Annotated in this window: 21 protein-coding genes; 11 read left to right on the forward strand and 10 right to left on the reverse strand. The window is 54.2% G+C overall.

Annotated features, from left to right (window positions below):
* Positions 1-25: 25 nt before the first annotated feature.
* From ftsZ to mutT, 5 genes are all read left to right on the forward strand, one after another.
* Complete coding sequence (gene ftsZ / locus KO1_RS18845) at positions 26-1,177, forward strand: cell division protein FtsZ (RefSeq protein WP_004108111.1); 1,152 nt, start codon at positions 26-28, stop codon at positions 1,175-1,177.
* 100 nt (positions 1,178-1,277) lie between these two features.
* Positions 1,278-2,195 carry a UDP-3-O-acyl-N-acetylglucosamine deacetylase gene (gene lpxC, locus KO1_RS18850; RefSeq protein ID WP_004098599.1) on the forward strand — a complete coding sequence of 306 codons (918 nt, stop codon included), beginning with the start codon at positions 1,278-1,280 and terminating at the stop codon, positions 2,193-2,195.
* Positions 2,196-2,441: 246 nt separating this feature from the next.
* Complete coding sequence (gene secM, locus KO1_RS18855) at positions 2,442-2,951, forward strand: secA translation cis-regulator SecM (protein ID WP_004108110.1); 510 nt, start codon at positions 2,442-2,444, stop codon at positions 2,949-2,951.
* A 61-nt stretch (positions 2,952-3,012) separates the two neighbouring features.
* A complete protein-coding gene (gene secA, locus KO1_RS18860; protein ID WP_004108109.1) occupies positions 3,013-5,718 on the forward strand; it encodes a preprotein translocase subunit SecA in 2,706 nt (901 codons plus the stop codon).
* Positions 5,719-5,778: 60 nt separating this feature from the next.
* Positions 5,779-6,171: an 8-oxo-dGTP diphosphatase MutT gene (gene mutT / locus KO1_RS18865; protein ID WP_024273728.1), complete on the forward strand. Its 393-nt coding sequence runs from the start codon at positions 5,779-5,781 to the stop codon at positions 6,169-6,171.
* Between the two features lie 53 nt (positions 6,172-6,224).
* Here the strand turns inward: mutT and yacG are convergent, their stop codons facing one another.
* From yacG to coaE, 3 genes are read right to left on the reverse strand one after another with little or no spacing between them, the layout of a single operon-like run.
* Positions 6,225-6,419 (reverse strand): DNA gyrase inhibitor YacG, encoded by a 195-nt coding sequence (gene yacG, locus KO1_RS18870; protein WP_004108106.1) that lies wholly within the window; start codon positions 6,417-6,419, stop codon positions 6,225-6,227.
* A gap of 9 nt (positions 6,420-6,428) precedes the next feature.
* Positions 6,429-7,172, reverse strand: a complete 744-nt coding sequence (gene zapD, locus KO1_RS18875; protein WP_004108104.1) for a cell division protein ZapD — start codon at positions 7,170-7,172, stop codon at positions 6,429-6,431.
* On the reverse strand, positions 7,172-7,792 hold the full coding sequence (coaE, locus tag KO1_RS18880; RefSeq protein WP_024273729.1) for a dephospho-CoA kinase: 621 nt from the start codon (positions 7,790-7,792) through the stop codon (positions 7,172-7,174). The genes zapD and coaE overlap by 1 nt, the downstream gene beginning before the upstream one ends.
* A 346-nt stretch (positions 7,793-8,138) precedes the next feature.
* Here coaE and KO1_RS18885 point away from each other — a divergent pair, with 346 nt between their 5' ends.
* Complete coding sequence (locus KO1_RS18885) at positions 8,139-9,182, forward strand: GMP reductase (protein ID WP_004108101.1); 1,044 nt, start codon at positions 8,139-8,141, stop codon at positions 9,180-9,182.
* A gap of 29 nt (positions 9,183-9,211) precedes the next feature.
* On the opposite strand, the gene hofC is transcribed toward KO1_RS18885, so the two are convergent.
* From hofC to nadC, 4 genes are all read right to left on the reverse strand, one after another.
* Positions 9,212-10,417, reverse strand: coding sequence for a protein transport protein HofC (gene hofC, locus KO1_RS18890; protein WP_004108099.1), 1,206 nt, complete (start codon positions 10,415-10,417; stop codon positions 9,212-9,214).
* On the reverse strand, positions 10,407-11,792 hold the full coding sequence (gene gspE / locus KO1_RS18895) for a type II secretion system protein GspE (protein WP_004108097.1): 1,386 nt from the start codon (positions 11,790-11,792) through the stop codon (positions 10,407-10,409). Before gspE ends, hofC begins: the two co-directional genes overlap by 11 nt.
* Positions 11,793-11,802: 10 nt before the next feature.
* Complete coding sequence (ppdD, locus tag KO1_RS18900; protein ID WP_004108095.1) at positions 11,803-12,234, reverse strand: prepilin peptidase-dependent pilin; 432 nt, start codon at positions 12,232-12,234, stop codon at positions 11,803-11,805.
* A gap of 183 nt (positions 12,235-12,417) precedes the next feature.
* Entirely contained in the window at positions 12,418-13,311 is an 894-nt protein-coding gene (gene nadC, locus KO1_RS18905; protein ID WP_004108093.1) for a carboxylating nicotinate-nucleotide diphosphorylase, read from the reverse strand.
* A gap of 202 nt (positions 13,312-13,513) precedes the next feature.
* Here nadC and ampD point away from each other — a divergent pair, with 202 nt between their 5' ends.
* Together ampD and ampE are read left to right on the forward strand one after the other, a co-directional pair.
* Positions 13,514-14,065, forward strand: coding sequence for a 1,6-anhydro-N-acetylmuramyl-L-alanine amidase AmpD (ampD, locus tag KO1_RS18910; protein WP_004108091.1), 552 nt, complete (start codon positions 13,514-13,516; stop codon positions 14,063-14,065).
* Between the two features lie 9 nt (positions 14,066-14,074).
* Positions 14,075-14,929, forward strand: coding sequence for a beta-lactamase regulator AmpE (gene ampE / locus KO1_RS18915; RefSeq protein ID WP_004108089.1), 855 nt, complete (start codon positions 14,075-14,077; stop codon positions 14,927-14,929).
* Positions 14,930-14,960: 31 nt separating this feature from the next.
* Here ampE and KO1_RS18920 read toward each other — a convergent pair whose 3' ends face one another.
* From KO1_RS18920 to aroP, 3 genes are all read right to left on the reverse strand, one after another.
* Complete coding sequence (locus KO1_RS18920; protein WP_016807529.1) at positions 14,961-15,911, reverse strand: glycoside hydrolase family 43 protein; 951 nt, start codon at positions 15,909-15,911, stop codon at positions 14,961-14,963.
* Positions 15,911-17,317, reverse strand: a complete 1,407-nt coding sequence (locus KO1_RS18925) for a glycoside-pentoside-hexuronide (GPH):cation symporter (protein ID WP_004108084.1) — start codon at positions 17,315-17,317, stop codon at positions 15,911-15,913. The genes KO1_RS18920 and KO1_RS18925 overlap by 1 nt, the downstream gene beginning before the upstream one ends.
* 176 nt (positions 17,318-17,493) lie before the next feature.
* Complete coding sequence (aroP, locus tag KO1_RS18930; protein ID WP_160886621.1) at positions 17,494-18,864, reverse strand: aromatic amino acid transporter AroP; 1,371 nt, start codon at positions 18,862-18,864, stop codon at positions 17,494-17,496.
* 653 nt (positions 18,865-19,517) lie between these two features.
* On the opposite strand from aroP, the gene pdhR reads away from it, so the two are divergent.
* From pdhR to aceF, 3 genes are all read left to right on the forward strand, one after another.
* A complete protein-coding gene (gene pdhR, locus KO1_RS18935) occupies positions 19,518-20,297 on the forward strand; it encodes a pyruvate dehydrogenase complex transcriptional repressor PdhR (protein ID WP_004098632.1) in 780 nt (259 codons plus the stop codon).
* A gap of 241 nt (positions 20,298-20,538) precedes the next feature.
* Positions 20,539-23,202: a pyruvate dehydrogenase (acetyl-transferring), homodimeric type gene (aceE, locus tag KO1_RS18940; RefSeq protein ID WP_004108078.1), complete on the forward strand. Its 2,664-nt coding sequence runs from the start codon at positions 20,539-20,541 to the stop codon at positions 23,200-23,202.
* Between the two features lie 14 nt (positions 23,203-23,216).
* A complete protein-coding gene (gene aceF / locus KO1_RS18945; protein WP_004108076.1) occupies positions 23,217-25,109 on the forward strand; it encodes a pyruvate dehydrogenase complex dihydrolipoyllysine-residue acetyltransferase in 1,893 nt (630 codons plus the stop codon).
* Positions 25,110-25,199: the final 90 nt, after the last annotated feature.

A 25,199-nucleotide genomic window follows, 5' to 3' on the forward strand; every position in this document is an offset into this window, starting at 1 on the left:
GACAGGCACAACGGAGAGAGAAATTATGTTTGAACCTATGGAACTGACCAACGACGCGGTGATTAAAGTCATCGGCGTCGGTGGCGGCGGCGGTAACGCCGTTGAGCACATGGTGCGCGAGCGCATTGAGGGTGTTGAATTTTTCGCGGTGAACACCGACGCGCAGGCACTGCGCAAAACGGCTGTTGGCCAGACTATCCAGATCGGCAGCGGTATTACCAAGGGGCTGGGCGCAGGCGCAAACCCGGAAGTGGGTCGTAACGCAGCGGATGAAGACCGTGAAGCGCTGCGTGCTGCTCTTGATGGCGCCGACATGGTGTTTATCGCAGCAGGTATGGGCGGCGGGACCGGAACCGGTGCTGCGCCCGTGGTTGCTGAAGTCGCCAAAGATTTAGGCATCCTGACCGTTGCCGTCGTGACTAAGCCGTTCAATTTTGAAGGCAAGAAGCGTATGGCATTCGCCGAGCAGGGTATCACCGAGCTGTCCAAGCACGTGGATTCTCTGATCACCATCCCGAACGATAAGCTGCTGAAAGTTCTGGGGCGCGGTATTTCGCTGCTTGACGCCTTCGGTGCGGCTAACGACGTGCTGAAAGGCGCGGTGCAGGGTATCGCTGAACTGATTACGCGCCCAGGCCTGATGAACGTCGACTTTGCGGACGTACGTACCGTGATGTCTGAAATGGGCTATGCGATGATGGGCTCCGGCGTAGCGAGCGGTGAAGACCGTGCGGAAGAAGCGGCTGAAATGGCTATCTCTTCCCCGCTGCTGGAAGATATCGATCTGTCCGGCGCCCGCGGCGTCCTGGTTAACATCACCGCTGGCTTCGATCTGCGTCTCGATGAGTTCGAAACCGTGGGTAACACGATCCGTGCATTTGCTTCGGATAACGCGACCGTGGTTATCGGTACCTCTCTGGACCCGGATATGAACGACGAACTGCGCGTAACCGTGGTTGCCACCGGTATCGGTATGGACAAACGTCCGGAAATTACCCTGGTCACCAACAAGCAGGTTCAGCAGCCGGTGATGGATCGTTACCAGCAGCACGGCATGTCCCCACTGAATCAAGAGCAGAAACCGGTTTCGAAAGTGGTAAACGACAATACGCCGCAAACCGCAAAAGAGCCGGATTATCTGGATATTCCAGCCTTCCTGCGTAAGCAAGCCGATTAAGAATTGGCTGGAAGTTGGGCATCTGCGCTCTTTGTGCTAAACTGGCCTGCCGAATGTATAGTACACTTCGGTTGGATAGGTAACTTGGCGAGATTATACGATGATCAAACAAAGGACTCTTAAACGTATCGTTCAGGCGACTGGCGTCGGTTTGCATACCGGCAAGAAAGTCACCCTGACGTTACGCCCTGCGCCGGCAAATACCGGGGTCATCTATCGTCGCACCGACTTGAATCCACCGGTTGATTTTCCGGCTGATGCCAAATCTGTGCGTGATACCATGCTCTGTACTTGCCTGGTCAACGAGCATGACGTGCGGATATCGACGGTTGAGCACCTTAATGCTGCCCTGGCTGGCTTAGGTATCGACAACATTATTATTGAAGTCGATGCCCCGGAAGTCCCGATTATGGACGGTAGTGCGGCTCCGTTCGTTTATCTGTTGCTGGATGCCGGCATCGATGAACTGAACTGCGCTAAGAAATTTGTGCGTATCAAAGAGACCGTTCGCGTCGAAGATGGCGATAAATGGGCTGAATTCAAACCGTATAATGGTTTTTCACTGGACTTCACCATTGATTTTAACCATCCGGCGATTGACTCCAGCAGCCAGCGCTACGCAATGAACTTCTCGGCCGATGCGTTTATGCGCCAGATTAGCCGTGCGCGTACCTTTGGTTTCATGCGCGATATCGAATATCTGCAGTCCCGCGGCCTGTGCCTGGGCGGCAGCTTCGATTGTGCCATCGTTGTTGACGATTATCGCGTACTGAACGAAGACGGTTTGCGCTTTGAAGACGAATTTGTCCGTCATAAAATGCTGGATGCGATTGGCGACCTGTTTATGTGCGGTCACAATATTATCGGTGCATTTACGGCGTACAAGTCCGGCCATGCGTTGAATAACAAACTGCTGCAGGCTGTTCTGGCAAAACAGGAAGCCTGGGAGTATGTGACCTTCGAGGACGACGCAGAGATGCCGCTGGCGTTCCGCGCGCCGACACTGGTTCTGGCATAAGCCAGATCCTGTAGTAAATTCGACTGGTAACCTGGTACTCTCTCCGGCCAGGGAACCAGTCGTTTTCTTTTTGCGTTTCCGCTGCACCCAGCTTCCAGTTTTACCCGTCTTTACTGCGCGTTCGTTCCTTTTTTAGACGTTTTTACCCCGCCCGAGCCCTCATTCCTGCTGCCGTGATGGCGTATTAATGTTAGTATTTGGACGCAAAATATTTATCAGGGTTGTTACCAACAAAAGGTAAGTTAAGTGAGTGGATTGCTGACGCGCTGGCGACAGTTTGGCAGAAGGTATTTCTGGCCGCATCTCCTGTTGGGGATGGTCGCGGCTAGCCTTGGCCTGCCTGCGCTTAGCAACGGCCATGAGCATGAGACCGCGTCGCCGGCAAAAACAACTTCCAGCAACCACAACCCTGCTAAAGTCAATTTTTCTCAGCTCGCGCTACTGGAGTCTTCCAGTCGTCGGCCAAATTTTACCGTTGATTACTGGCATCAGCATGCCATTCGTACGGTCATCCGCCATCTCTCTTTTGCGATGGCGCCGCAGGCGCTGCCGGTAGCTGAGGAGTCTTCACCGCTGCAGGCGCAGCATCTCGCGCTCCTCGATACGCTTAGCGCGCTGTTGACGCAGGAGAGTAAACCTCCGGTCATCGTTCACCTGGTGGCATACAATCCCACCTTCTCCCAATGTGCGTTTCGCGTCTGTACCTGGATAAGCCAGGTTACGGGCATACGCGCCGGGCCTCAACGTCTCAGCTGAAACAAATACGGACCATTCCATTTTTTGTGACTCCGCACTGCGGGGCGTTTGAGATTTTATTATGCTAATCAAATTATTAACTAAAGTATTCGGTAGCCGTAACGACCGTACGCTGCGTCGTATGCGCAAAGCCGTCAACGTTATCAACGCCATGGAACCGGCCATGGAAAAACTTTCCGATGACGAACTGAAAGCGAAAACCGCTGAGTTCCGCGCGCGTCTGGAAAAAGGTGAAAGCCTTGAGAGCCTGATCCCGGAAGCCTTTGCCGTTGTACGTGAGGCCAGTAAGCGCGTCTTCGGCATGCGTCACTTTGACGTTCAGCTGCTGGGCGGCATGGTCCTCAACGAGCGCTGCATTGCGGAAATGCGCACTGGTGAAGGTAAAACCCTGACCGCCACCTTACCAGCATATCTTAATGCGCTGACCGGCAAAGGTGTTCACGTGGTCACCGTCAACGACTATCTGGCGCAGCGTGATGCGGAGAACAACCGTCCGCTGTTTGAGTTCCTCGGTATGAGCGTTGGGATTAACATGTCTGGCCTGCCTGCGCCAGCCAAGCGCGAAGCCTACGCCGCCGATATTACTTACGGCACCAACAACGAATATGGCTTTGACTATCTGCGCGACAACATGGCGTTCAGCCCTGAAGAACGCGTACAGCGCAAACTGCACTATGCGCTGGTGGATGAAGTCGACTCCATCCTCATCGATGAAGCACGTACCCCGCTTATCATTTCTGGCCCGGCTGAAGACAGTTCGGAAATGTATAAGAAAGTGAACAAAATCATCCCGCATCTGATCCGCCAGGAAAAAGAAGACTCCGAGACCTTTACCGGCGAAGGGCATTTCTCCGTTGATGAGAAAGCGCGCCAGGTTAACCTGACCGAACGCGGTCTGGTGCTGATTGAAGAGCTGCTGGTCAATGAAGGCATTATGGATGAAGGCGAGTCGCTGTACTCTCCGACCAATATCATGCTGATGCACCACGTGACCGCCGCGCTGCGCGCGCACGTGCTGTTTACCCGTGATGTTGACTATATCGTTAAAGATGGCGAAGTTATCATCGTCGACGAGCATACCGGCCGTACGATGCAGGGACGTCGCTGGTCTGATGGCCTGCACCAGGCGGTGGAAGCGAAAGAAGGCGTTGAGATTCAAAACGAGAACCAGACGCTGGCTTCAATTACCTTCCAGAACTATTTCCGCCTGTACGAGAAGCTGGCAGGAATGACCGGTACCGCCGATACCGAAGCGTTTGAATTTAGCTCGATCTACAAGCTGGATACCGTTGTGGTTCCGACCAACCGCCCGATGATTCGTAAAGACATGGCGGACCTGGTTTATATGACCGAAGCGGAAAAAATTCAGGCCATTATCGAAGATATTAAAGAGCGTACCGCTGCGGGTCAGCCGGTGCTGGTGGGTACCATTTCAATCGAAAAATCAGAAGTGGTCTCCAAAGAATTGACGAAAGCGGGCATCAAGCACAACGTGCTGAATGCGAAATTCCACGCCAGCGAAGCGGACATCGTTGCTCAGGCGGGCTACCCATCAGCAGTGACCATTGCGACCAACATGGCGGGCCGTGGTACTGATATCATGCTCGGCGGTAGCTGGCAGGCGGAAGTCGCCCAGCTGGAAGACCCGACGCCGGAACAGATTGCTCAGATCAAAGCCGACTGGCAGGTTCGCCACGATGCGGTGTTGGCCGCCGGCGGTCTGCATATCATCGGGACCGAGCGCCATGAATCTCGCCGTATCGATAACCAGCTGCGCGGCCGTTCAGGTCGTCAGGGGGATGCGGGTTCTTCCCGTTTCTATCTGTCGATGGAAGATGCCCTGATGCGCATCTTCGCGTCTGACCGCGTGTCCGGCATGATGCGTAAACTGGGTATGAAGCCGGGTGAGGCTATCGAGCATCCTTGGGTGACCAAGGCGATTGCCAATGCCCAGCGCAAAGTCGAGAGCCGCAACTTCGATATCCGTAAGCAGCTGCTGGAATATGATGACGTGGCCAACGACCAGCGTCGCGCTATTTACACCCAGCGTAATGAACTGCTCGACGTGACCGACGTGAGCGAAACGATCAACAGCATTCGTGAAGACGTATTTAAAGCCACTATCGATGCCCATATTCCTCCGCAGTCGCTGGAAGAAATGTGGGATGTGGAAGGACTGCAAGAACGTCTGAAAAATGACTTCGACCTCGATCTGCCGCTCAAAGAGTGGCTGGATAAAGAACCGGAGCTGCATGAAGAAACGCTACGCGAGCGCATTCTGCAGAGCGCCATTGAAACCTATCAGCGTAAGGAAGAAGTGGTTGGCGCTGAGATGATGCGTCACTTCGAAAAAGGCGTCATGCTGCAAACGCTGGACTCACTGTGGAAAGAGCACCTGGCGGCGATGGACTACCTGCGTCAGGGTATCCATCTGCGCGGCTATGCGCAGAAAGATCCGAAGCAGGAATATAAGCGTGAATCCTTCTCTATGTTTGCTGCAATGCTGGAATCACTAAAATACGAAGTGATCAGCACGCTGAGCAAAGTTCAGGTGCGGATGCCGGAAGAGGTGGAAGCGATGGAGCAGCAGCGTCGTGAAGACGCTGAGCGTCTGGCGCAGATGCAACAGCTGAGCCATCAGGACGATGAGAGCGCAGCTGCGGCCGCGCTGGCTGAACAAACCGGCGAGCGTAAAGTGGGCCGTAACGATCCTTGTCCGTGCGGCTCTGGAAAAAAATATAAGCAGTGCCACGGTCGTCTGAGCTAAGCTCAACAACGTTGAATACAAGGGCGCAGATATCTGCGCCTTTTTTATGGAAGAAGCACAATGAAAACACTACAGATTTCCGTCGGTATTATCCGCAATGCGCGAGGCGAAATTTTCATCACCCAGCGAGCTGCCGACGCGCATATGGCGAATAAGCTTGAATTTCCTGGTGGGAAAATTGAAGAGGGCGAGTCGTCAGAGCAGGCCTTAGTGCGTGAACTACAGGAAGAAGTGGGTATTACAGTGAGAGCTTCCAGCCTGTTCGATAAGCTGGAGTATCAGTTTCCCGACCGTCATATAACGCTGTGGTTCTGGCTGGTGGAAAGCTGGGATGGCGAGCCGTGGGGGAAAGAGGGGCAGCCAGGGCGCTGGATAGCGCAAAGCGCGCTCGTCGCCGAAGATTTTCCTCCGGCAAATGAACCCGTGATAGCAAAACTAGCGGCCGGGAGTTAAGCCGGACCGGGCGAGACCGCGATCCGGCAAGGTATCTTTGGGCTAGCCCGGTTTTACTCTTTATCCTCACTCCAGCCATCGCTATCTGACAGATCGCTGCTGCTCGGGATGCGTTTCTCTTCCGCCGCCCATTCGCCTAAATCAATGAGCTGACAGCGTTTGGAGCAGAACGGACGATGTGGACTCTGTTCATTCCAGATCACAATTTTGCCGCAGGTTGGGCAATTAACGGTTATCTCTTCTGACATTTTCGCTCCTTAACAGCAGGCCAGTTCAAAATCAAAACGTTCCGGCACAATACCGTGCTCGCTGTCCAGCGGCATAAAGCGGATGGCAAAACGGCTCTTATGACCTGAAATTTGCGGGTAGAGCTGGCTGGCAAGATCCAGGCGCAGACGCAGCAGGTCGGCGTCCTCGCCGTTGTCCTGATAAAAACCGTTCAGGCTGGTCTGCTTACGGAAAGGTGCCGAGTTGCGGATGAGATCGAGAACAAGCAGCAAGGATTGCGTTAAAGGTTCAAGGCTTGTCAGCCACTTACCGACCTGCTCATCGCGGTATGCCTGCGGCATATGCAGCCAGATATGCAGCGTCGGGAGGTCAAAGCTACAGCAGCCACCTGGGATGCTTAAGCGCTGGCGCACCAGGGCGATCAGACGGTCTTCTCGCAGATACTGGCCGATCCGCGGGGCGGACATTAATGTGCTGCCGGATTGTTTTAGCTGCTGGCGTAATTCATTGATGCGATCCTGATCGACCCCAGGTACTTCTGCCCAGGATTGCAGTTTCCTCTGTTGGCGATCCAGCTCTTTCATCAGATCGGTACGGACTTCACCGCGTTCTAAAACATCTAAAAGATCGCCGATATTGCGGAAGAAATGCAGCGCATCCGCATGAGTGGTAATCGCCGGATGAACGGATAACTGCTGAAGTAAAAATTCAATGCGTAGCCAGGTGCGCATCTTTTCATTAAGCGGATGTTCAAAAAGAACAGGGGTATGCATTACGGTTTTTCCTGTGAGGCGGCCTGCGATGCCAGACGTTGATACTTTGCATGCAGGCGGGCGACAGCTGATGCTATGACATCAGGTGAACCCATATTTTCAATAACATCATCCGCTACGGCAAGGCGCTGCTCGCGCGTCGCCTGAGCGGCAAGAATATGTTCCGCATGTTGCCGACTGACCCGATCGCGAAGCATCGTACGCTCAATTTGCGTCTCTTTTGGCACATCGACAACCAGTACGCGGTCGGCTTTGGCGGACAAACCATTTTCGACCAGTAGAGGTACAACCCAGAGAATATAAGGCGAGGTGGCAAGCTGTATCTGCCGACGCGTTTCCTGCTGAATTTGCGGGTGCAGCAGCGCGTTTAGCCAGCGCTTATCCTCGTCATGAGCAAAAATATGCTCGCGCAGAGCACGACGGTTCAGGGTACCATCTTCGTTGAGCATCTGCGCACCAAAGCGTTGAGCAATAGCGCTTAGCCCCGGTGTACCGGGCTCCACCACCTGGCGCGCGATAATGTCAGCATCAATAACGTTAACGCCGAGCTGTGCGAACGCATCGGCTACGGTACTTTTACCGCTGCCAATGCCGCCTGTTAACGCCACCGTGTACGTCATACACCTCGATCCTGAAACTGACTACATGCATATTTTCAACTAACAGCGCCGTTATTTACGACATGACAGCGACGCCGCAGCTGTTTTATCGACGTAATATCAAACCGATAATCTGCTGTCACTACGCATTCTGATTCTTTTTACACATGTAAATCAAGTGGTTAAAAATGATACGCTGGCGATTAAATATCGCGGGTTCGCTTTTGTCTATTCACCAGGTAAATTTATACGATTGTAGCGTAAAAAAAGTGAAAATCGCAGTCTTGCGCGGCCATGATTCGTGCGTATGATAACGTCACTGGAGTTGTGCTCTCACAATAATGCAATTAACCCCAGGAATTCGCACATGCGTATTGAAGAAGATCTGAAGCTTGGTTTTAAAGACGTTCTTATCCGCCCGAAACGCTCTACCCTCAAAAGCCGTTCTGATGTACAGCTGGAACGTGAATTCACTTTCAAACATTCTGGCCAGACCTGGTCTGGTGTGCCGATCATTGCCGCCAACATGGATACGGTGGGCACGTTTGCTATGGCCAAAGCGCTGGCTTCTTTTGGCGTTCTGACCGCAGTTCATAAGCATTACAGCGTTGAACAGTGGCAGGCGTTTGTTCAGGGCGTTTCTGCGGATGTCCTGCAGCATGTCATGGTCTCAACCGGCACTTCCGATGCGGATTTCGAAAAAACGAAGCAGATACTGCTGCAGAACCCGCAGCTTAGCTTTGTGTGCATTGATGTGGCGAATGGTTACTCCGAGCACTTCGTGCAGTTTGTGGCCAAAGCTCGCGAAGCCTGGCCGCAGAAAACTATTATTGCGGGTAACGTTGTGACCGGTGAAATGTGTGAAGAGCTGGTTCTTTCTGGCGCCGATATTGTGAAGGTTGGCATTGGTCCGGGGTCCGTATGTACGACTCGCGTAAAAACTGGCGTCGGATATCCGCAGCTTTCCGCCGTAATTGAATGCGCCGACGCGGCGCACGGCCTGGGCGGGCAGATTATCAGCGACGGCGGTTGTACTATGCCGGGCGATGTGGCTAAAGCATTCGGCGGCGGCGCGGATTTCGTGATGCTTGGCGGTATGCTGGCCGGTCACGAAGAAAGCGGCGGTACCGTAGTTGAAGAGAACGGCGAAAAATTTATGCTGTTCTACGGTATGAGCTCCGAGTCGGCGATGACCCGTCACGTTGGCGGCGTAGCGCAGTATCGTGCGGCTGAAGGCAAAACCGTTAAGCTGCCTCTGCGCGGCCCGGTTGAAAATACCGCGCGCGATATCCTTGGCGGCCTGCGTTCCGCATGCACCTACGTTGGTGCTTCACGCCTGAAAGAATTGACTAAACGCACGACTTTTATTCGCGTACAGGAACAAGAGAACCGCGTGTTCAACAGCCTGTAACGCAACTCGCTGGCGCGTCTGCGCCAGCGCTATCCCCCCATCCCGCTAATGGCGTCGCCCAGATGAAAAATGGGTAAATACATCGCGACTACCAGTACGCCGACAATCGTTCCGGTAACGACCAGCATCATCGGTTCCAGTAAGGTGGCCAGGTTATCCGCCTGCTGTTGCGTCTGCTCACTGTGATGGCGAGCCAGATTTTCCAGCATGGTATCCAGCGAACCCGAAGCTTCACCGGTACGTATCAGTTGCAAACAGAGCGGCGTGAATCCTCCGCTGTCAGTGAGCGCCTGCCAGATGGGCGCGCCGTGAGTGATTTGCCGGGAAACCTGCTGCAGCCTTTGTCGCCATAGCGGACAGCTCAGGGTTTCTTCCACGCTTTGCAGGCCCTGCAGAAAGCTGATACCGGCGCTTTGCGTCAATGCGAGTACGGTAAATATCTGGCTAAGCCGCTGACCGCACAGCAGTTTGCCAAACACCGGCAGCTTATGGAGAAGTTTCTGACGATACAGCAGCCAGTTGGGCCTCTGGCAAATCAGCCGGTTGAGTATCGCAGGTAAAACGAGCAGCGCAGCGAGCAATGGCCAATAGTGAGTTAACCCTTCGCCAATGCCCATGACCGCGCGGGTCAGCAGCGGTAGCGGGGTATTGAAGGTTTGATAAATGGCAGCAAACTCTGGCAAAACAAAGCACAGCATTCCCATCACCACCAGTAGCGCCAGGGACAAAATAATCAGCGGATAGCGCAGGGCCTTTTTGACTTTTTCGCTAAGCAGTCGCTGTTCTCGCTGCTGATGAGCTAACTGCGCGCAGCATAGCTCCAGTTTACCGGTAAGTTCTCCGGTGCGGATCATTGCCAGATAAAGCGGAGGAAAAGCTTCGGGCCATTTTTCAAGGGAGCCTGAAAGCGAAATGCCTTGCGCCAGATCCTCAGCCAGGGTTTGCAGCAATGCCTGCCACTGCGCGTTAGGCTGCTGCTGCGCCAGCAGTCCAAGCCCCTCAGCAAGGGGAAGACCGGCCTGGAGAAGGGCGGCCAGTTGGCGAATAACCTCACCGCTGTAGCGTGGATGCCAGAGGGACTTTTGCACACTACAGCGGCGCAGCGTAAGCGGGATGATTCGTTCTCGCTCCAGGCTTTGCAATGCCTCAGGGCGATTATCCTGCCAGAGCGTTCCCTGGCAGGGCATCCCCTGACCATCGATACCGTGCCAGCGCCAGAGTCGTTTAGTCGCCATGCGGGATCCCTAAAACGCGTACCACTTCTTCCAGACTTGTCATCCCACGCTCTACAGCCAGACAGCCGCTTTCAAACAGCGTCATCATGCCGGATTCCCGCGCCAGCGTTTCGATTTCCTCAGCGCTAAGGCCCTGGGTAATCCCCTGCCGCAGTGCGGTATTAACCGGCAGCAGTTCGAAGAGTGCCAGGCGACCGTAGTAGCCGTGATAGCAGTGCTGGCAGCCCGGAGCCTGCCACTGAGGAAGCGATCGCGGCCACAGGCTATGCGGGACGTTGGTCGAACTGCCGGTTTCACGGCGGCAGTGCGGGCACAGTTTCCGTACCAGGCGTTGAGCGACAACCAGCGAGAGCGCGGATGAGACCATCCAGCGCGCAACGCCCATCTGCTGCAGGCGAACCAGCGTTTCACACGTTGAATTGGTGTGCAACGTTGAGAGTACCAGATGCCCGGTTTGCGCTGCTTTTATCGCAATTTCCGCGGTTTCAGCATCGCGTATCTCTCCCACCATAACGATATCGGGATCCTGACGTAGCAGGGCGCGCAGCACGCTGTGAAAGGTGAGTCCCGCGCGTGGGTTAATCTGCGTTTGATTCATTCCCACGATGGGGATCTCCAGCGGATCTTCCACGCTACAGATGTTGACCTCATCACGATTTCGCGCCTGCAGCGCGCTATAAAGAGTGACGGTTTTTCCGCTTCCCGTCGGACCGGTGACCAGTATCAGTCCCTGAGGTTGGTTAAGCGCCGAACGAAAGGCGGCAAGCTGTTGTGAAGAGAGCCCCAGCGCTTCGAGGTCCAGCGTCTGCTCGACCTGGTGTAACAGGCGAAGAACGATTTTTTCTCCTCCACGGCAGGGAAGCGTAGCGATCCGAAACGAGATCGGACGATCTGAGAGCGTAAGGGTGAACTGGCCGTCCTGCGGCGTTCGATGTTCGGCAATATCCAGATTGCCGAGCACCTTAAGCCGGGCGGTAATAGGTGCGGCAAGTTCCGGGGCCAGCGGCGTCAGAGAATGTAGTACGCCATCTACCCGCAGGCGAATTCTCAGTTGCTGTTCGCCTGGTTCGATATGAATATCCGATGCGCGCTGGCGCAGAGCTTGTTCCAGAAGATTATTGACCTGTTCAACGATGCTGGCTGACGCTTCGACAGGCGGGGCAAGCGTTGCTATTCCCGGTGCCTGCAGCCGCTTGTCCATCCGATCCTGGCTCCAGCATTCGATATCAATCCTTTTCTGAGTCGCAAAACGTAGCGCCTCCAGCAGCTCCGGGGCAGGGGAATCAACCACGGCGATAGCGATAGTGTGTTCATTGCTGTCAAGCAGCAAGGCGTGATAGCGCTGGCAGAGAGGTATTAATTGTTCAGTTTTCATTGCTGCGGCCTCAGTTAAAACGGAACACGTCTTCACAGGCCTGCTTGAGTGCGCTATCACCGGTAATATTGCACACGCGCTGCCAGCCGGTAATGCCGTTAGCGTTATCCCAGTTCGGCGTCATCGTGACGCTTAAGCCATTGAGACTCTCCTGTCCGGTGAGCGTGACAACGCCTGCCGCCACGGTCATGGCCGAGACATAGCGAGTAGTCGCGGGCGAAGGGATACCGTTGCTGCCGCCATCGCAGGTGGTTATGCCGCCGTGCTCAAGCGCGCAAAGCTCAATGGCGGTGCGGAAAGGGACGAAGGTTTGCAGCATATCGGTAAGCGCTGCTTTTCGTAGGTAGTTCTGATAAGCCGGAATGCCGATTGCGCTGAGTATCGCGATGATTCCGATGACCACCATCAGTTCGATTAAAGTAAAACCACGTTGTTTGTCCATAAGTTGCTCCTTGTTATCCTCGGGAGCACTTTGCCGGGCTTTATTCTGCGATACGAGCAGCGGATCGCGCCTAAGGAAGCAGGCTTCCAGGCTTTTTTTGCGGGTTGCAGCGAGAGATTACTGGCGTGCGAGTCGGTTCGCAAAAGTGCGCCCCGGCATGAAGTGCAAACCGGGGCGAGGGAATTAGCGGAAACGCATAGAGAGATCAAGAGCGCGGACGTGCTTGGTCAATGCGCCTACGGAAATGTAATCGACGCCGGTTTCAGCGAATTCACGAATGGTGTCGAATGTGACGTTGCCGGAGACTTCCAGCGCTGCCTGGCCATTGGTGAGTTTGACTGCCTCGCGCATCATATCGGTAGTGAAGTTATCGAGCATAATAATGTCGGCACCGGCTTTCAGCGCCTCATCCAGCTCTTCAAGGTTTTCAACTTCGACTTCTACCGGAACATCCGGGTGCAGCCAGAACGCTTTTTCTACCGCCTGCCGTACCGAGCCGGAGGCGATAATATGGTTCTCTTTAATCAGAAAGGCATCGGAGAGACCCAGACGATGGTTGGCGCCGCCGCCGCAAAGAACGGCATATTTTAGCGCCGTGCGCAGTCCAGGCAGCGTTTTGCGCGTATCGAGCAACTGAGTTTTAGTGCCGGCCAGCAGGTCGACATAGCGACGAACTTCGCTTGCCACCCCGGAGAGTGTCTGCACGAAATTAAGCGCGGTACGTTCGCCGGTAAGCAAAATACGCGAAGGGCCTTCCAGCTCGAACAGCGGCTGATTGGCTTTTACCGCATCGCCATCGGCAACATGCCAGGTGAAGTTAACATCATCGCCCGCAAGCTGAATAAAGACCTCTTCCACCCAGCGTTTACCACAAAATACGCCGTCTTCACGGGTGATCACTACCGCGTGCGAGCGTGCGTCCTGCGGCAACAATTGGGCGCTAATGTCATTATTGGCATCCACTTCGCCGCCTAAATCTTCCCGCAGGGATTGGGCCACGGCATCGGTAATATCAAGATTAATACGCTCCAGCAGCGCGTCACGGCGGCGGTCGGGATTGTAGCGACGAGGCGTCATGAGAAAGCTCCAGATAGATAAGATTCAGAAGTGGGAAACATGCTAACCTGAACGACGTTTCCGTACCACATCCGCTTCATTTCGCCGGTGGTTTTCAGCGTGGAGTTTTTGGCGTTAGCCAACTGAAGAAGAGCGCAAATGATGCCGGGGATGCGATGGCCACGGTGCCGCGAATGCATAAGCTAGTAATAAGGAGATCAACATGCAGTTGAACGGGGGATGGCTGGTAGAAGCGCGTCGGGTTCCTTCGCCGCACTACGATAGCCGTCCGGATAATGAAACCCCTTCGTTGCTGGTGGTGCATAATATTAGCCTGCCGCCAGGTGAGTTTGGCGGGCCATGGATTGATGCCCTGTTCAGCGGGACGCTCGATCCGAATGCGCACCCTTTTTTTGCTGAAATAGCTCATCTTCGCGTTTCGGCACACTGTCTGATTCGCCGCGATGGTGAAATCGTGCAGTATGTCCCTTTTGATAAGCGTGCCTGGCACGCGGGCGTTTCCAGCTACCGCGGCCGAGAACGTTGCAACGACTTTTCCATCGGCATTGAGCTGGAAGGGACCGATACGCTGGCCTATACCGACGCGCAGTATCAGCAACTGGTTGCGGTTACCCGTCAGCTTATCTTGCTTTATCCGGCGATAGCTGACCATATCACCGGCCATTGCGATATTGCGCCCGTGCGTAAAACGGATCCCGGTCCGGCCTTTGACTGGGCTAAATTTCGCAGTCTGTTAACCCCGTCGTCAGAATAAGGAGATGCCATGACGTTGTTCACTACGCTGTTAGTACTTATAGCCGAGCGTTTGTTTAAGCTTGGCGAGCACTGGCAGCTCGATCACCGGCTGGAAGTGCTGTTTCGCCGGGTTAAGCATTATTCCCTGCTGACCACCGTACTGATGACGGCAGCGGCGGCGGCGGTCGTGTATGTTATTCAGCGCCTGCTGCAAGGGCAGCTGTTTAACGTTCCTTTGCTGGTGTTCTGGATCCTGCTTGGTTTGCTGTGTATTGGCGCAGGTAAAGTGCGTTTGCACTATCACGCCTATCTGAAAGCCGCGGCGCGCGACGATAGCCGCGCCTGCGATGCGATGGCCAGCGAGCTCACCCTGATCCACGGCGTGCCGCCCGGCTGCGACCAGCGTGAATATCTGAGCGAGCTGCAAAACGCGCTGCTGTGGATTAACTACCGCTACTATCTCGCTCCGCTGTTCTGGTTCGTTGTCGGCGGACCGTGGGGGCCGCTAACTCTGGTGGCCTATTGTACGCTGCGGGCCTGGCAGACCTGGCTGGCGCGTTATCAGACGCCGCGTCATCGCTTACAGTCGGGGATTGACGGCATTTTGCACGTAGTCGACTGGGTTCCGGTACGTCTGGTCGGCGTGGTCTACGCGCTGATTGGACACGGGGAAAAGGCTTTGCCTGCGTGGTTTGCTTCGCTGGGCGACCGCCACTCTTCGCAGTATCAGGTGCTGACGCGCCTGGCGCAGTATTCACTTGCGCGCGAGCCGCATGTGGATAAAGTGGCAACGCCGAAGGCGGCAGTCTCAATGGCGAAAAAAACATCGCTGGTGGTGGTCGTGATTATGGCGCTGCTGACGATTTACGGTACGTTGATTTAAGCACCTGCCCGCTGGCGGGCAGGTTCCGCTTTTAATTCGTCTCTGCTGCCGGGATGCCAAAATCAGGCATCCCGTTTTCTTGCCAGCGAATCAGCTTCAGGCGCGTATGGCGATTCGGATCATACAGCGGGTCGCCTTCGATTTCGGTGTAGTTGCGCGCATGGTACACCAGCACATCTTCTCCCTCCGGCGTTTGCGTAAAGCTATTGTGGCCTGGCCCATACTGACGATTCTCATAGCTGGTACGAAATACCGGCTGCGGCGCTTTATGCCAGTTTTCCGGGCGGAGAGGGTCGGCGCTGACGTCTATCCACAGTAGGCCCATGCAGTAGTTTTCGTCGGTGGCGCTGGCGGAATAGCTGACGAACAGCTTGTCGCCATGGAACAGTACCGCCGGGCCTTCGTTCACCAGAAAACCTCGGCACTCCCAGTCGAACTCGGGTTGACTCAGCATGACCGGCTGACCTTTTAGCGTCCACGGATTTTCCAGTTCAGCCAGATAGAGGTTGGTATTGCCTTTAATTTCAGGATCTTTTTGCGCCCATAGATACCACTGCTTACCCTGATGGCGGAAAGTCGTGGCATCCAGCGCAAAGGTATCAAGCGGCGTTTTAATCTGGCCTTTTTCCTGCCATTTACCGGTTAACGGGTCGCTGTCCGCGCATTCCAGCGCGAACATGCGGTGCTGGAACATACCCAGCGCATCCAGATCGTGCGTGTGGCTGGCGGCAAAGTAGATATACCATTTGCCGTTAATTTTATGCAGCTCCGGGGCCCATATGAGCTGGCTCATTGGGCCGCTGTCCGGCTTACGCCAGACGACCACCGGCTGCGCGTCGCGCAAGCCTTCAAGGGTGGCTGAGCGTCGGATTTCCAGACGGTCATACTCCGGTACCGAGGCGATAAAGTAGTAGCTATCCTGATGGCGCAGAATATAAGGGTCCGCGCGTTGTTCAATAAATGGGTTCGGCCAGTTTTTCATTATGCTTTCCTTACATGTTCGCCGGTTTTCAGTTCCTGATAGTCGTTGAGCTCGCTGTAGTTAATCCGACGTTTTTCGAGGTCGGACTGAATTTGCCGCATAAATTCGCGGTTTACCTTCAGCATACGCACCACGCCGGCGGTAATCAGATAGCCGACGCCGGGGATAACGCTGAACAGCAATACGATACCGTTAATCGCGGAAGCGCTTTGCTGCTTCGCGCCGGCATCGTAACCGTACCAGGAGAGCAGGAAGCCAACCATCGCGCCGGCGATGGCCAGGCCGACTTTCAGGAAGAACAGATTGCCGGAGAAGCTGATGCCGGTGATGCGCTTACCGGTCTTCCATTCGCCGTAGTCATCAACGTCGGCCATCAGCGACCAGTGCAGCGGCGACGGGATCTGGTGCAGAATGTTCAGCAGGAAATAGAGCACCATAATCATCATGGTGGCGTGCGGGTCGAAGAAATAGAACGCGCAGGAGAAAATCGCCAGGACGATATTGGTCCAGAAAAACACCTGCAGTTTGCACCAGCGGTCGGTCAGGACTTTAGCCAGCATACTGCCGATCATCATTCCGACAACCCCGAGGCTGATAAACAGCGTGGCGAAGTGGGTGCTTTGCTGCATAACCCAGGTGACGTAGTACATGGTCGCAGCCATACGGATAAAGCCCGGACAGACGTTGCACAGCGTTAACAGCAGGATGCGAACCCACTGGTCGTTTTTCCAGACGTCTTTTAGATCTTTTTTCAGCTCGTCGTTGGTCTGGACTGCGGGTTTTACGCGTTCACGGACGGTGGCGAAGCAGAACAGGAACATGCACATACCGATAATCGCCAGCACGGTCATCGCCATCTGGTAGCCTTTGGCTTTATCCTCGCCGCCGAACCAGTCCGCCATCGGCAGCAGCGTCAGGGAGAGCAACAGGGTAGCGATGCCGACCAATACGAAACGATATGACTGACAGGCCACGCGTTCCTGCGGGTCGTTCGTAATCACGCTACCCAATGAGCAGTAGGGGATGTTGATCGCGGTGTAGGTCAGAGAGAGCAGGAAGTAGGTGACGAAAGCATAGATAACCTTGCTATTGTACGTCCATTCCGGGGTGGTAAACATCAGGACGCTGAACAGCGCGTACGGGAAAGCGATCCACAGGAGCCAAGGGCGAAAACGGCCATATTTGCTGCGGGTACGGTCTGCCATTGCCCCCATAATCGGGTCGGTCACGGCATCAATAACGCGTACGGAAAGCAGAAGCACCCCGACCAGCGCCGGTGCGAGACCAAAAATATCCGTATAAAAATAGTTAACAAACAACATGATGGCGCCGAAGATAATATTACATCCGGCATCGCCCATTCCGTAGCCTATTTTCTCTTTAACTGAAAGCTTATTGCCATTCATAGCGACGATCTCCCCGTTGCGGTATGGAGAGGATTATTAGTCGGGTAAGAGATGATTGCGTTGCAGGATAGGGTCGACGATATGGATAAATGGGTTATGACGAGGAAAGTGTGAAGCAGATAACAATGCGCTGTGCCCGCCAGCGGCGGGCGGGCACAGATTCAGGTGATGTATGATTATGCTTTAACGGCGCTGGCGGTTTTCTGCTTGAACAGATAACCGACGCCGAGAACGGCAATCCACACCGGGATCAGATAGACGGAAATCGCCATGCCCGGAGTCATCAGCATAATAACCAGTACCCCGACCATAAATAGCAGGCAGATCCAGTTGCCTAACGGATAAAACAGCGCCGGGAAGCGGGTGACCACGCCCTGCTGCTGCTTAGCGCGGCGGAATTTAATGTGCGCCAGGCTAATCATCGCCCAGTTGATCACCAGCGCAGAAACCACCAGCGCCATCAGCAGACCAAACGCGGATTCCGGCGCGAAGTAGTTAATCAGTACGCACAGCGCGGTGACCAGCGCGGAAACGAGGATCGTATTAACCGGCACGCCGCGTTTATCGACGCTCATCAGCGCTTTTGGCGCGTTCCCCTGCTGGGCCAGACCGAACAGCATACGGCTGTTGCAGTATACGCAGCTGTTGTAAACGGAAAGCGCTGCGGTTAATACCACAATATTCAGGGCATTAGCGACGAAGGTATCGCCCAGTTCGTGGAAGATAAGGACGAACGGGCTGGTATCGGCGGTCACGCGGCTCCACGGCAGCAGAGAGAGCAGAACGGCCAGCGATCCTACATAGAAAATCAGAATGCGGTAGATAACCTGGTTGGTCGCTTTCGGGATACTTTGCTCCGGGTTATCTGCTTCTGCGGCGGTAATACCCACCAGCTCAAGGCCGCCGAAGGAGAACATAATAATCGCCATCATCATCACCAGCCCGGTGAAGCCGTGCGGCAGGAACCCGCCTTGCTCCCACAGGTTGCGTACGGTAGCCTGCGGACCGCCGTTGCCGCTGAACAACAGCCAGCCGCCGAACAGGATCATCGCCACAACGGCGACAACTTTAATGATCGCGAACCAGAACTCCATTTCGCCAAACACCTTGACGTTAGTCAGGTTGATAGCATTGATGGCGATAAAGAAAATAGCCGCAGAAACCCAGGTGGGAATTTCCGGCCACCAGAACTGAACGTATTTCCCGACCGCGGTCAGCTCGGCCATGGCCACCAGAACGTAGAGAACCCAGTAGTTCCATCCGGAAGCAAAGCCCGCAAAGCCGCCCCAGTATTTATAGGCGAAATGACTAAATGAACCGGCTACCGGCTCTTCTACCACCATCTCGCCCAGCTGACGCATGATCAGGAAGGCAATGAAACCGGCAATTGCGTAGCCCAGAATAATACCGGGACCTGCATTTTGGATGACGGATGCACTACCCAGAAACAAACCGGTACCGATAGCGCCTCCCAGCGCAATAAGCTGAATGTGGCGGTTTTTAAGGCCGCGCTTTAGCCGATCGCCATGCTGTTGACCTTCCATCATGAAACCTCGTGTGTGGTTATGGTTATTATGTTTGTATGCGTCATCCATCAGGTGACTTCTTCGCTGTCCATCCCTGCCTGATAGCATAGTCAGCGAAGTTTCACTGAGCCTGCGCCCCGTTTTGCCCCGAGTGATGTAGCGCACATATTATTGTATGTGTGTAATTATCAAATTCCGTATGTGTACTTATTTGTTTACGCAAGGCAGAGAGGGTAATTCATGAAAAGGCCTTTCGTAACATGGAGAATAGTGATAAGCGCCGCTGAATGCACCTGCTTTATGAAGGGATGATGACGAAGCGAGCAAAAAGAAACCATTTGTAAATTATGCCAGCATACTCCGCATCTACTCCTTTCTTCTCTGTTATTCATGTTAAGTGAATTTATATTCATTAAAAAAGGCGTTGAATCGGTTCAGATAGCGTAATTTTTCGTTTCCATTTAGTTAATGCTACCTCCTTGTGAGTAAACACAACATTTGTGCAAAGTTACATTTATGAAATGTTATTTCTGTAAGGTTGTTAAAACGTGCCGGGTTTAATGATTTCAATCAAAACCTGTATGGACAGAAGGTGAATACTTTGTTACTTTAGCGATACGAACTATGAATTGGTAAGACCAATTGACTCCGGGCTAATGGCAGAGACAGGGAATATGGCCTACAGCAAGATCCGCCAACCAAAACTATCCGATGTGATAGAGCAGCAGCTGGAGTTTTTAATCCTTGAGGGGACGTTGCGCCCCGGTGAAAAGCTCCCGCCTGAACGTGAACTGGCAAAACAGTTTGACGTTTCCCGACCCTCGCTACGTGAGGCTATTCAACGCCTCGAAGCTAAGGGGTTGTTGCTTCGTCGCCAGGGGGGCGGAACGTTTGTACAAAGCCGCCTGTGGCAGAGCTTCAGCGATCCGCTGGTAGAGCTACTGTCCGACCACCCTGAATCCCAATTTGATCTGCTGGAAACCCGTCACGCGCTTGAAGGCATTGCCGCATATTACGCAGCGCTGCGCAGCAATGATGAAGATCGCGAACGCATTCGCGAGCTGCATCAGGCTATCGAGCGGGCTCAGCAGTCGGGCGATCTTGATGCTGAATCCGATGCCGTCGTCCAGTATCAAATAGCCGTCACCGAAGCGGCGCACAATGTTGTGCTGCTCCATCTACTACGCTGTATGGAGCCAATGCTGGCTCAGAACGTTCGCCAGAATTTTGAATTGTTGTACGCCCGCCGGGAAATGCTCCCGCAGGTCAGCAATCATCGCACTCGAATTTTTGAGGCGATAATCGCCGGGGAGCCGGAGCAGGCGCGTGAAGCCTCGCATCGTCACCTGGCGTTCATAGAGGAAATTTTGCTGGATCGTAGCCGTGAGCAGAGCCGTCGTGAACGCTCACTGCGTCGTTTACAGCAACGAAAGGATGAGAACTCCGGTTCTTAAGCGCCATTTTTAGAGCGCGGCAACTAAACGCAGAACCTGTCTTATTGCACTTTTAGTTGTTCAAAATAATTTTGGGTGTATCGCGGCGGCAAGCGCGCGAATCCCCGGGAGCATAGTGAACTATGCGACTGGAGTGAGGTAGCGAAGCCAACAAAGAGACAGCCAGAAGCATGAAGAACAAAGAGCGCAATGGGACAGGTTCCAGATTAATCAACGATTAGATAGATAAGGAATACCCCCCATGTCAGAACGTTTACCAAATGACGTGGATCCGATCGAAACTCGCGACTGGCTACAGGCGATCGAATCGGTCATCCGTGAAGAAGGTGTTGAGCGCGCTCAGTATCTTATTGACCAACTCCTTTCTGAAGCCCGCAAAGGCGGGGTGAAAGTGGCTGCTGGCGCATCGACCGGCGGCTACGTGAACACTATTGCCGTTGAAGATGAGCCGGAATACCCGGGTAATCTGGATCTGGAACGTCGTATCCGTTCTGCGATCCGCTGGAACGCCATCATGACCGTTCTGCGCGCATCGAAAAAAGATCTCGAACTGGGCGGCCACATGGCTTCTTTCCAGTCTTCCGCAACCTTCTACGAAGTGTGCTTTAACCACTTCTTCCGCGCACGCAACGAGCAGGACGGCGGCGACCTGGTTTACTTCCAGGGCCACATCTCTCCGGGCGTCTATGCGCGTGCTTTCCTGGAAGGTCGTCTGACTGAAGAGCAGATGAACAACTTCCGTCAGGAAGTTCACGGTAAAGGTCTGTCCTCTTATCCGCACCCGAAACTGATGCCTGAATTCTGGCAGTTCCCGACCGTCTCTATGGGTCTGGGCCCAATCGGTGCGATTTATCAGGCTAAATTCCTGAAATATCTGGAACACCGCGGCCTGAAAGACACCTCTAAACAGACCGTTTACGCTTTCCTCGGCGACGGTGAGATGGACGAGCCGGAATCTAAAGGCGCGATCACCATCGCAACCCGTGAGAAGCTGGACAACCTGGTCTTCGTAATCAACTGTAACCTGCAGCGCCTCGACGGTCCGGTTACCGGTAATGGCAAGATCATTAACGAACTGGAAGGCATCTTTGGCGGTGCTGGCTGGAACGTTATCAAGGTTATCTGGGGCGGTCGCTGGGATGAGCTGCTGCGTAAAGATACCAGCGGTAAACTGATCCAGCTGATGGAAGAAACCGTTGACGGCGATTACCAGACCTTCAAATCCAAAGACGGCGCTTACGTGCGTGAGCACTTCTTCGGTAAATATCCGGAGACCGCAGCGCTGGTTGCCGACTGGACTGACGAGCAGATCTGGGCCCTGAACCGCGGCGGTCACGATCCGAAGAAAGTCTATGCTGCACTGAAAAAAGCGCAGGAAACCAAAGGCAAAGCTACCGTAATCCTTGCCCATACCATCAAAGGTTACGGCATGGGTGACACCGCCGAAGGTAAAAACATCGCTCACCAGGTTAAGAAAATGAACATGGACGGCGTACGCTACGTCCGCGATCGTTTCAATGTGCCGGTTGCCGATGCTGATATCGAAAAACTGCCGTATGTAACCTTCCCGGAAGGTTCCGAAGAGCACACTTATCTGCACGCCCAGCGTCAGAAACTGCACGGCTATCTGCCGAGCCGTCAGACCCACTTCACTGAGAAGCTGGAGCTGCCGACCCTGGAAGATTTCCGTCCGCTGCTGGAAGAGCAGAACAAAGAGATCTCGACCACTATCGCGTTCGTACGTGCCCTGAACGTGATGCTGAAGAACAAATCCATCAAAGACCGCCTCGTGCCGATCATCGCCGATGAAGCGCGTACCTTTGGTATGGAAGGTCTGTTCCGTCAGATTGGTATCTACAGCCCGAACGGCCAGCAGTACACTCCGCAGGACCGTGAGCAGGTTGCTTACTACAAAGAAGACGAAAAAGGCCAGATTCTGCAGGAAGGTATCAACGAACTGGGTGCCGGCGCCTCCTGGCTGGCTGCTGCGACTTCTTACAGCACCAACAACCTGCCGATGATCCCGTTCTACATCTACTACTCCATGTTCGGGTTCCAGCGTATCGGCGATCTGTGCTGGCAGGCTGGCGACCAGCAGGCTCGCGGCTTCCTGATCGGCGGGACTTCCGGTCGTACCACGCTGAACGGCGAAGGTCTGCAGCACGAAGATGGCCACAGCCACATTCAGTCTCTGACTATCCCGAACTGTATCTCTTACGATCCGTCTTACGCGTACGAAGTTGCGGTCATCATGCAGGATGGTCTGGAACGTATGTACGGTGAAGCGCAAGAGAACGTTTACTACTACATCACCACGCTGAACGAAAACTACCATATGCCGGCGATGCCGGAAGGTGCCGAGGAAGGTATCCGTAAAGGTATCTATAAACTCGAAACCGTTGCAGGTAGCAAAGGTAAAGTTCAGCTGCTGGGCTCCGGTTCTATCCTGCGTCACGTGCGTGAAGCAGCGCAGATCCTGGCCAACGACTACGGCGTAGGCTCTGACGTGTACAGCGTTACCTCCTTCACCGAACTGGCGCGCGATGGCCAGGACTGTGAACGCTGGAACATGCTGCACCCGCTGGAAACTCCGCGCGTTCCGTACATTGCTCAGGTGATGAACGACGCTCCGGCAGTTGCGTCTACTGACTATATGAAACTGTTCGCTGAGCAGGTTCGTACTTACGTACCGGCTGATGATTACCGCGTACTAGGTACCGACGGCTTCGGTCGCTCTGACAGCCGTGAAAACCTGCGTCACCACTTCGAAGTTGATGCTTCCTACGTGGTGGTAGCAGCGCTGGGCGAACTGGCTAAACGTGGCGAAATCGATAAGAAAGTGGTTGCGGAAGCCATCACTAAATTCAACATCGATGCAGATAAAGTTAACCCGCGTCTGGCGTAAGAGGTAAAAGAATAATGGCTATCGAAATCAAAGTACCGGACATCGGGGCTGATGAAGTTGAAATCACCGAGATTCTGGTCAAAGTTGGCGACAAAGTTGAAGCTGAACAGTCGCTGATCACCGTAGAAGGCGACAAAGCCTCTATGGAAGTCCCGTCTCCGCAGGCTGGCGTTGTTAAAGAGATTAAAGTCTCCGTCGGCGACAAAACCGAGACCGGTAAACTGATCATGATTTTCGATTCCGCCGATGGTGCAGCAGCCGCTGCACCTGCGCAGGAAGAGAAGAAAGAAGCCGCTCCGGCCGCCGCTGCGCCTGCAGCCGCGAGCGCAAAAGAAGTTCACGTACCGGATATCGGCGGTGATGAAGTTGAAGTCACTGAAATCATGGTTAAAGTGGGCGACACCATCGCCGCTGAACAGTCGCTGATCACCGTAGAAGGCGATAAAGCCTCTATGGAAGTTCCGGCGCCGTTCGCGGGTACCGTGAAAGAGATCAAGATTAACACCGGCGATAAAGTCTCAACCGGCTCTCTGATCATGATCTTCGAAGTAGCGGGCGCAGCGCCTGCCGCAGCTCCGGCAAAAGCGGAAGCCGCTCCGGCTGCTGCTGCACCGGCAGCTTCGGGTTCTAAAGAAGTTCACGTTCCGGATATCGGCGGTGATGAAGTTGAAGTCACTGAAGTGATGGTTAAAGTGGGCGATAAGATTGCCGCTGAACAGTCGCTGATCACCGTAGAAGGCGATAAAGCCTCTATGGAAGTTCCGGCGCCGTTTGCGGGCACCGTGAAAGAGATCAAAATCAGCACCGGCGACAAAGTCTCAACCGGCTCCCTGATTATGGTCTTCGAAGTGGAAGGCGCAGCGCCTGCAGCGGCTCCGGCTAAGCAAGAAGCCGCTGCACCTGCGGCAGCTCCGGCTCAGGCGGCGAAACCTGCTGCAGCTCCTGCTGCTAAAGCGGAAGGCAAATCTGAGTTCGCTGAAAACGACGCGTACGTTCATGCAACGCCGCTGATTCGTCGCCTGGCGCGCGAGTTCGGCGTCAACCTGGCGAAAGTGAAAGGTACGGGTCGCAAAGGCCGTATCCTGCGCGAAGACGTTCAGGCTTACGTGAAAGAAGCGGTTAAACGCGCTGAAGCTGCGCCTGCGGCAACCGGTGGCGGTATCCCGGGCATGCTGCCGTGGCCGAAAGTGGACTTCAGCAAGTTTGGTGAAGTGGAAGAAGTTGAACTGGGCCGCATTCAGAAAATCTCTGGTGCTAACCTGAGCCGTAACTGGGTGATGATCCCGCACGTTACTCACTTCGACAAAACCGATATCACCGATCTGGAAGCGTTCCGTAAACAGCAGAACGCCGAAGCTGAGAAGCGTAAACTGGACGTGAAATTCACTCCGGTTGTCTTCATCATGAAAGCCGTTGCCGCTGCGCTTGAGCAAATGCCGCGCTTCAACAGCTCGCTGTCTGAAGATGGCCAGCGTCTGACGCTGAAGAAATACATCAACATCGGTGTGGCGGTTGATACCCCGAATGGCCTGGTGGTTCCGGTCTTTAAAGATGTGAACAAGAAGAGCGTAACCGAGCTGTCTCGTGAACTGACCGTGATTTCTAAGAAAGCGCGTGATGGTAAGCTGACCGCTGGCGAAATGCAGGGCGGTTGCTTCACTATCTCCAGCATCGGCGGCCTGGGTACCACCCACTTCGCGCCGATCGTTAACGCGCCGGAAGTGGCTATCCTCGGCGTGTCCAAGTCCGCGATGGAGCCGGTGTGGAATGGTAAAGAGTTTGTTCCGCGTCTGATGATGCCGATCTCTCTGTCCTTCGACCACCGCGTGATCGACGGTGCTGATGGTGCGCGCTTTATCACCATCATCAACAATATGCTGAGCGACATTCGCCGCCTGGTGATGTAAGCGAAAAGCCGGCCTGACGGCCGGCTTTTTTCTGGTAATCTCTTCTGCGTTTTGAAGTTACCAGCAATAAAGGACAAAATCGTTTGCCGT

Source organism: Klebsiella oxytoca NBRC 105695 (assembly GCF_001598695.1).
Taxonomy (GTDB): domain Bacteria; phylum Pseudomonadota; class Gammaproteobacteria; order Enterobacterales; family Enterobacteriaceae; genus Klebsiella; species Klebsiella oxytoca.

What these genes read in the sequence shown, in the direction of transcription:
- ftsZ (WP_004108111.1), top strand. Translation starts at nt 26, where the DNA reads ATGTTTGAACCTATGGAACTGACCAACGACGCGGTGATTAAAGTCATC.
- lpxC (WP_004098599.1), top strand. Translation starts at nt 1,278, where the DNA reads ATGATCAAACAAAGGACTCTTAAACGTATCGTTCAGGCGACTGGCGTC.
- secA (WP_004108109.1), top strand. Translation starts at nt 3,013, where the DNA reads ATGCTAATCAAATTATTAACTAAAGTATTCGGTAGCCGTAACGACCGT.
- mutT (WP_024273728.1), top strand. Translation starts at nt 5,779, where the DNA reads ATGAAAACACTACAGATTTCCGTCGGTATTATCCGCAATGCGCGAGGC.
- yacG (WP_004108106.1), bottom strand. Translation starts at nt 6,419, where the DNA reads ATGTCAGAAGAGATAACCGTTAATTGCCCAACCTGCGGCAAAATTGTG.
- zapD (WP_004108104.1), bottom strand. Translation starts at nt 7,172, where the DNA reads ATGCATACCCCTGTTCTTTTTGAACATCCGCTTAATGAAAAGATGCGC.
- coaE (WP_024273729.1), bottom strand. Translation starts at nt 7,792, where the DNA reads ATGACGTACACGGTGGCGTTAACAGGCGGCATTGGCAGCGGTAAAAGT.
- KO1_RS18885 (WP_004108101.1), top strand. Translation starts at nt 8,139, where the DNA reads ATGCGTATTGAAGAAGATCTGAAGCTTGGTTTTAAAGACGTTCTTATC.
- hofC (WP_004108099.1), bottom strand. Translation starts at nt 10,417, where the DNA reads ATGGCGACTAAACGACTCTGGCGCTGGCACGGTATCGATGGTCAGGGG.
- gspE (WP_004108097.1), bottom strand. Translation starts at nt 11,792, where the DNA reads ATGAAAACTGAACAATTAATACCTCTCTGCCAGCGCTATCACGCCTTG.
- ppdD (WP_004108095.1), bottom strand. Translation starts at nt 12,234, where the DNA reads ATGGACAAACAACGTGGTTTTACTTTAATCGAACTGATGGTGGTCATC.
- nadC (WP_004108093.1), bottom strand. Translation starts at nt 13,311, where the DNA reads ATGACGCCTCGTCGCTACAATCCCGACCGCCGCCGTGACGCGCTGCTG.
- ampD (WP_004108091.1), top strand. Translation starts at nt 13,514, where the DNA reads ATGCAGTTGAACGGGGGATGGCTGGTAGAAGCGCGTCGGGTTCCTTCG.
- ampE (WP_004108089.1), top strand. Translation starts at nt 14,075, where the DNA reads ATGACGTTGTTCACTACGCTGTTAGTACTTATAGCCGAGCGTTTGTTT.
- KO1_RS18920 (WP_016807529.1), bottom strand. Translation starts at nt 15,911, where the DNA reads ATGAAAAACTGGCCGAACCCATTTATTGAACAACGCGCGGACCCTTAT.
- KO1_RS18925 (WP_004108084.1), bottom strand. Translation starts at nt 17,317, where the DNA reads ATGAATGGCAATAAGCTTTCAGTTAAAGAGAAAATAGGCTACGGAATG.
- aroP (WP_160886621.1), bottom strand. Translation starts at nt 18,864, where the DNA reads ATGATGGAAGGTCAACAGCATGGCGATCGGCTAAAGCGCGGCCTTAAA.
- pdhR (WP_004098632.1), top strand. Translation starts at nt 19,518, where the DNA reads ATGGCCTACAGCAAGATCCGCCAACCAAAACTATCCGATGTGATAGAG.
- aceE (WP_004108078.1), top strand. Translation starts at nt 20,539, where the DNA reads ATGTCAGAACGTTTACCAAATGACGTGGATCCGATCGAAACTCGCGAC.
- aceF (WP_004108076.1), top strand. Translation starts at nt 23,217, where the DNA reads ATGGCTATCGAAATCAAAGTACCGGACATCGGGGCTGATGAAGTTGAA.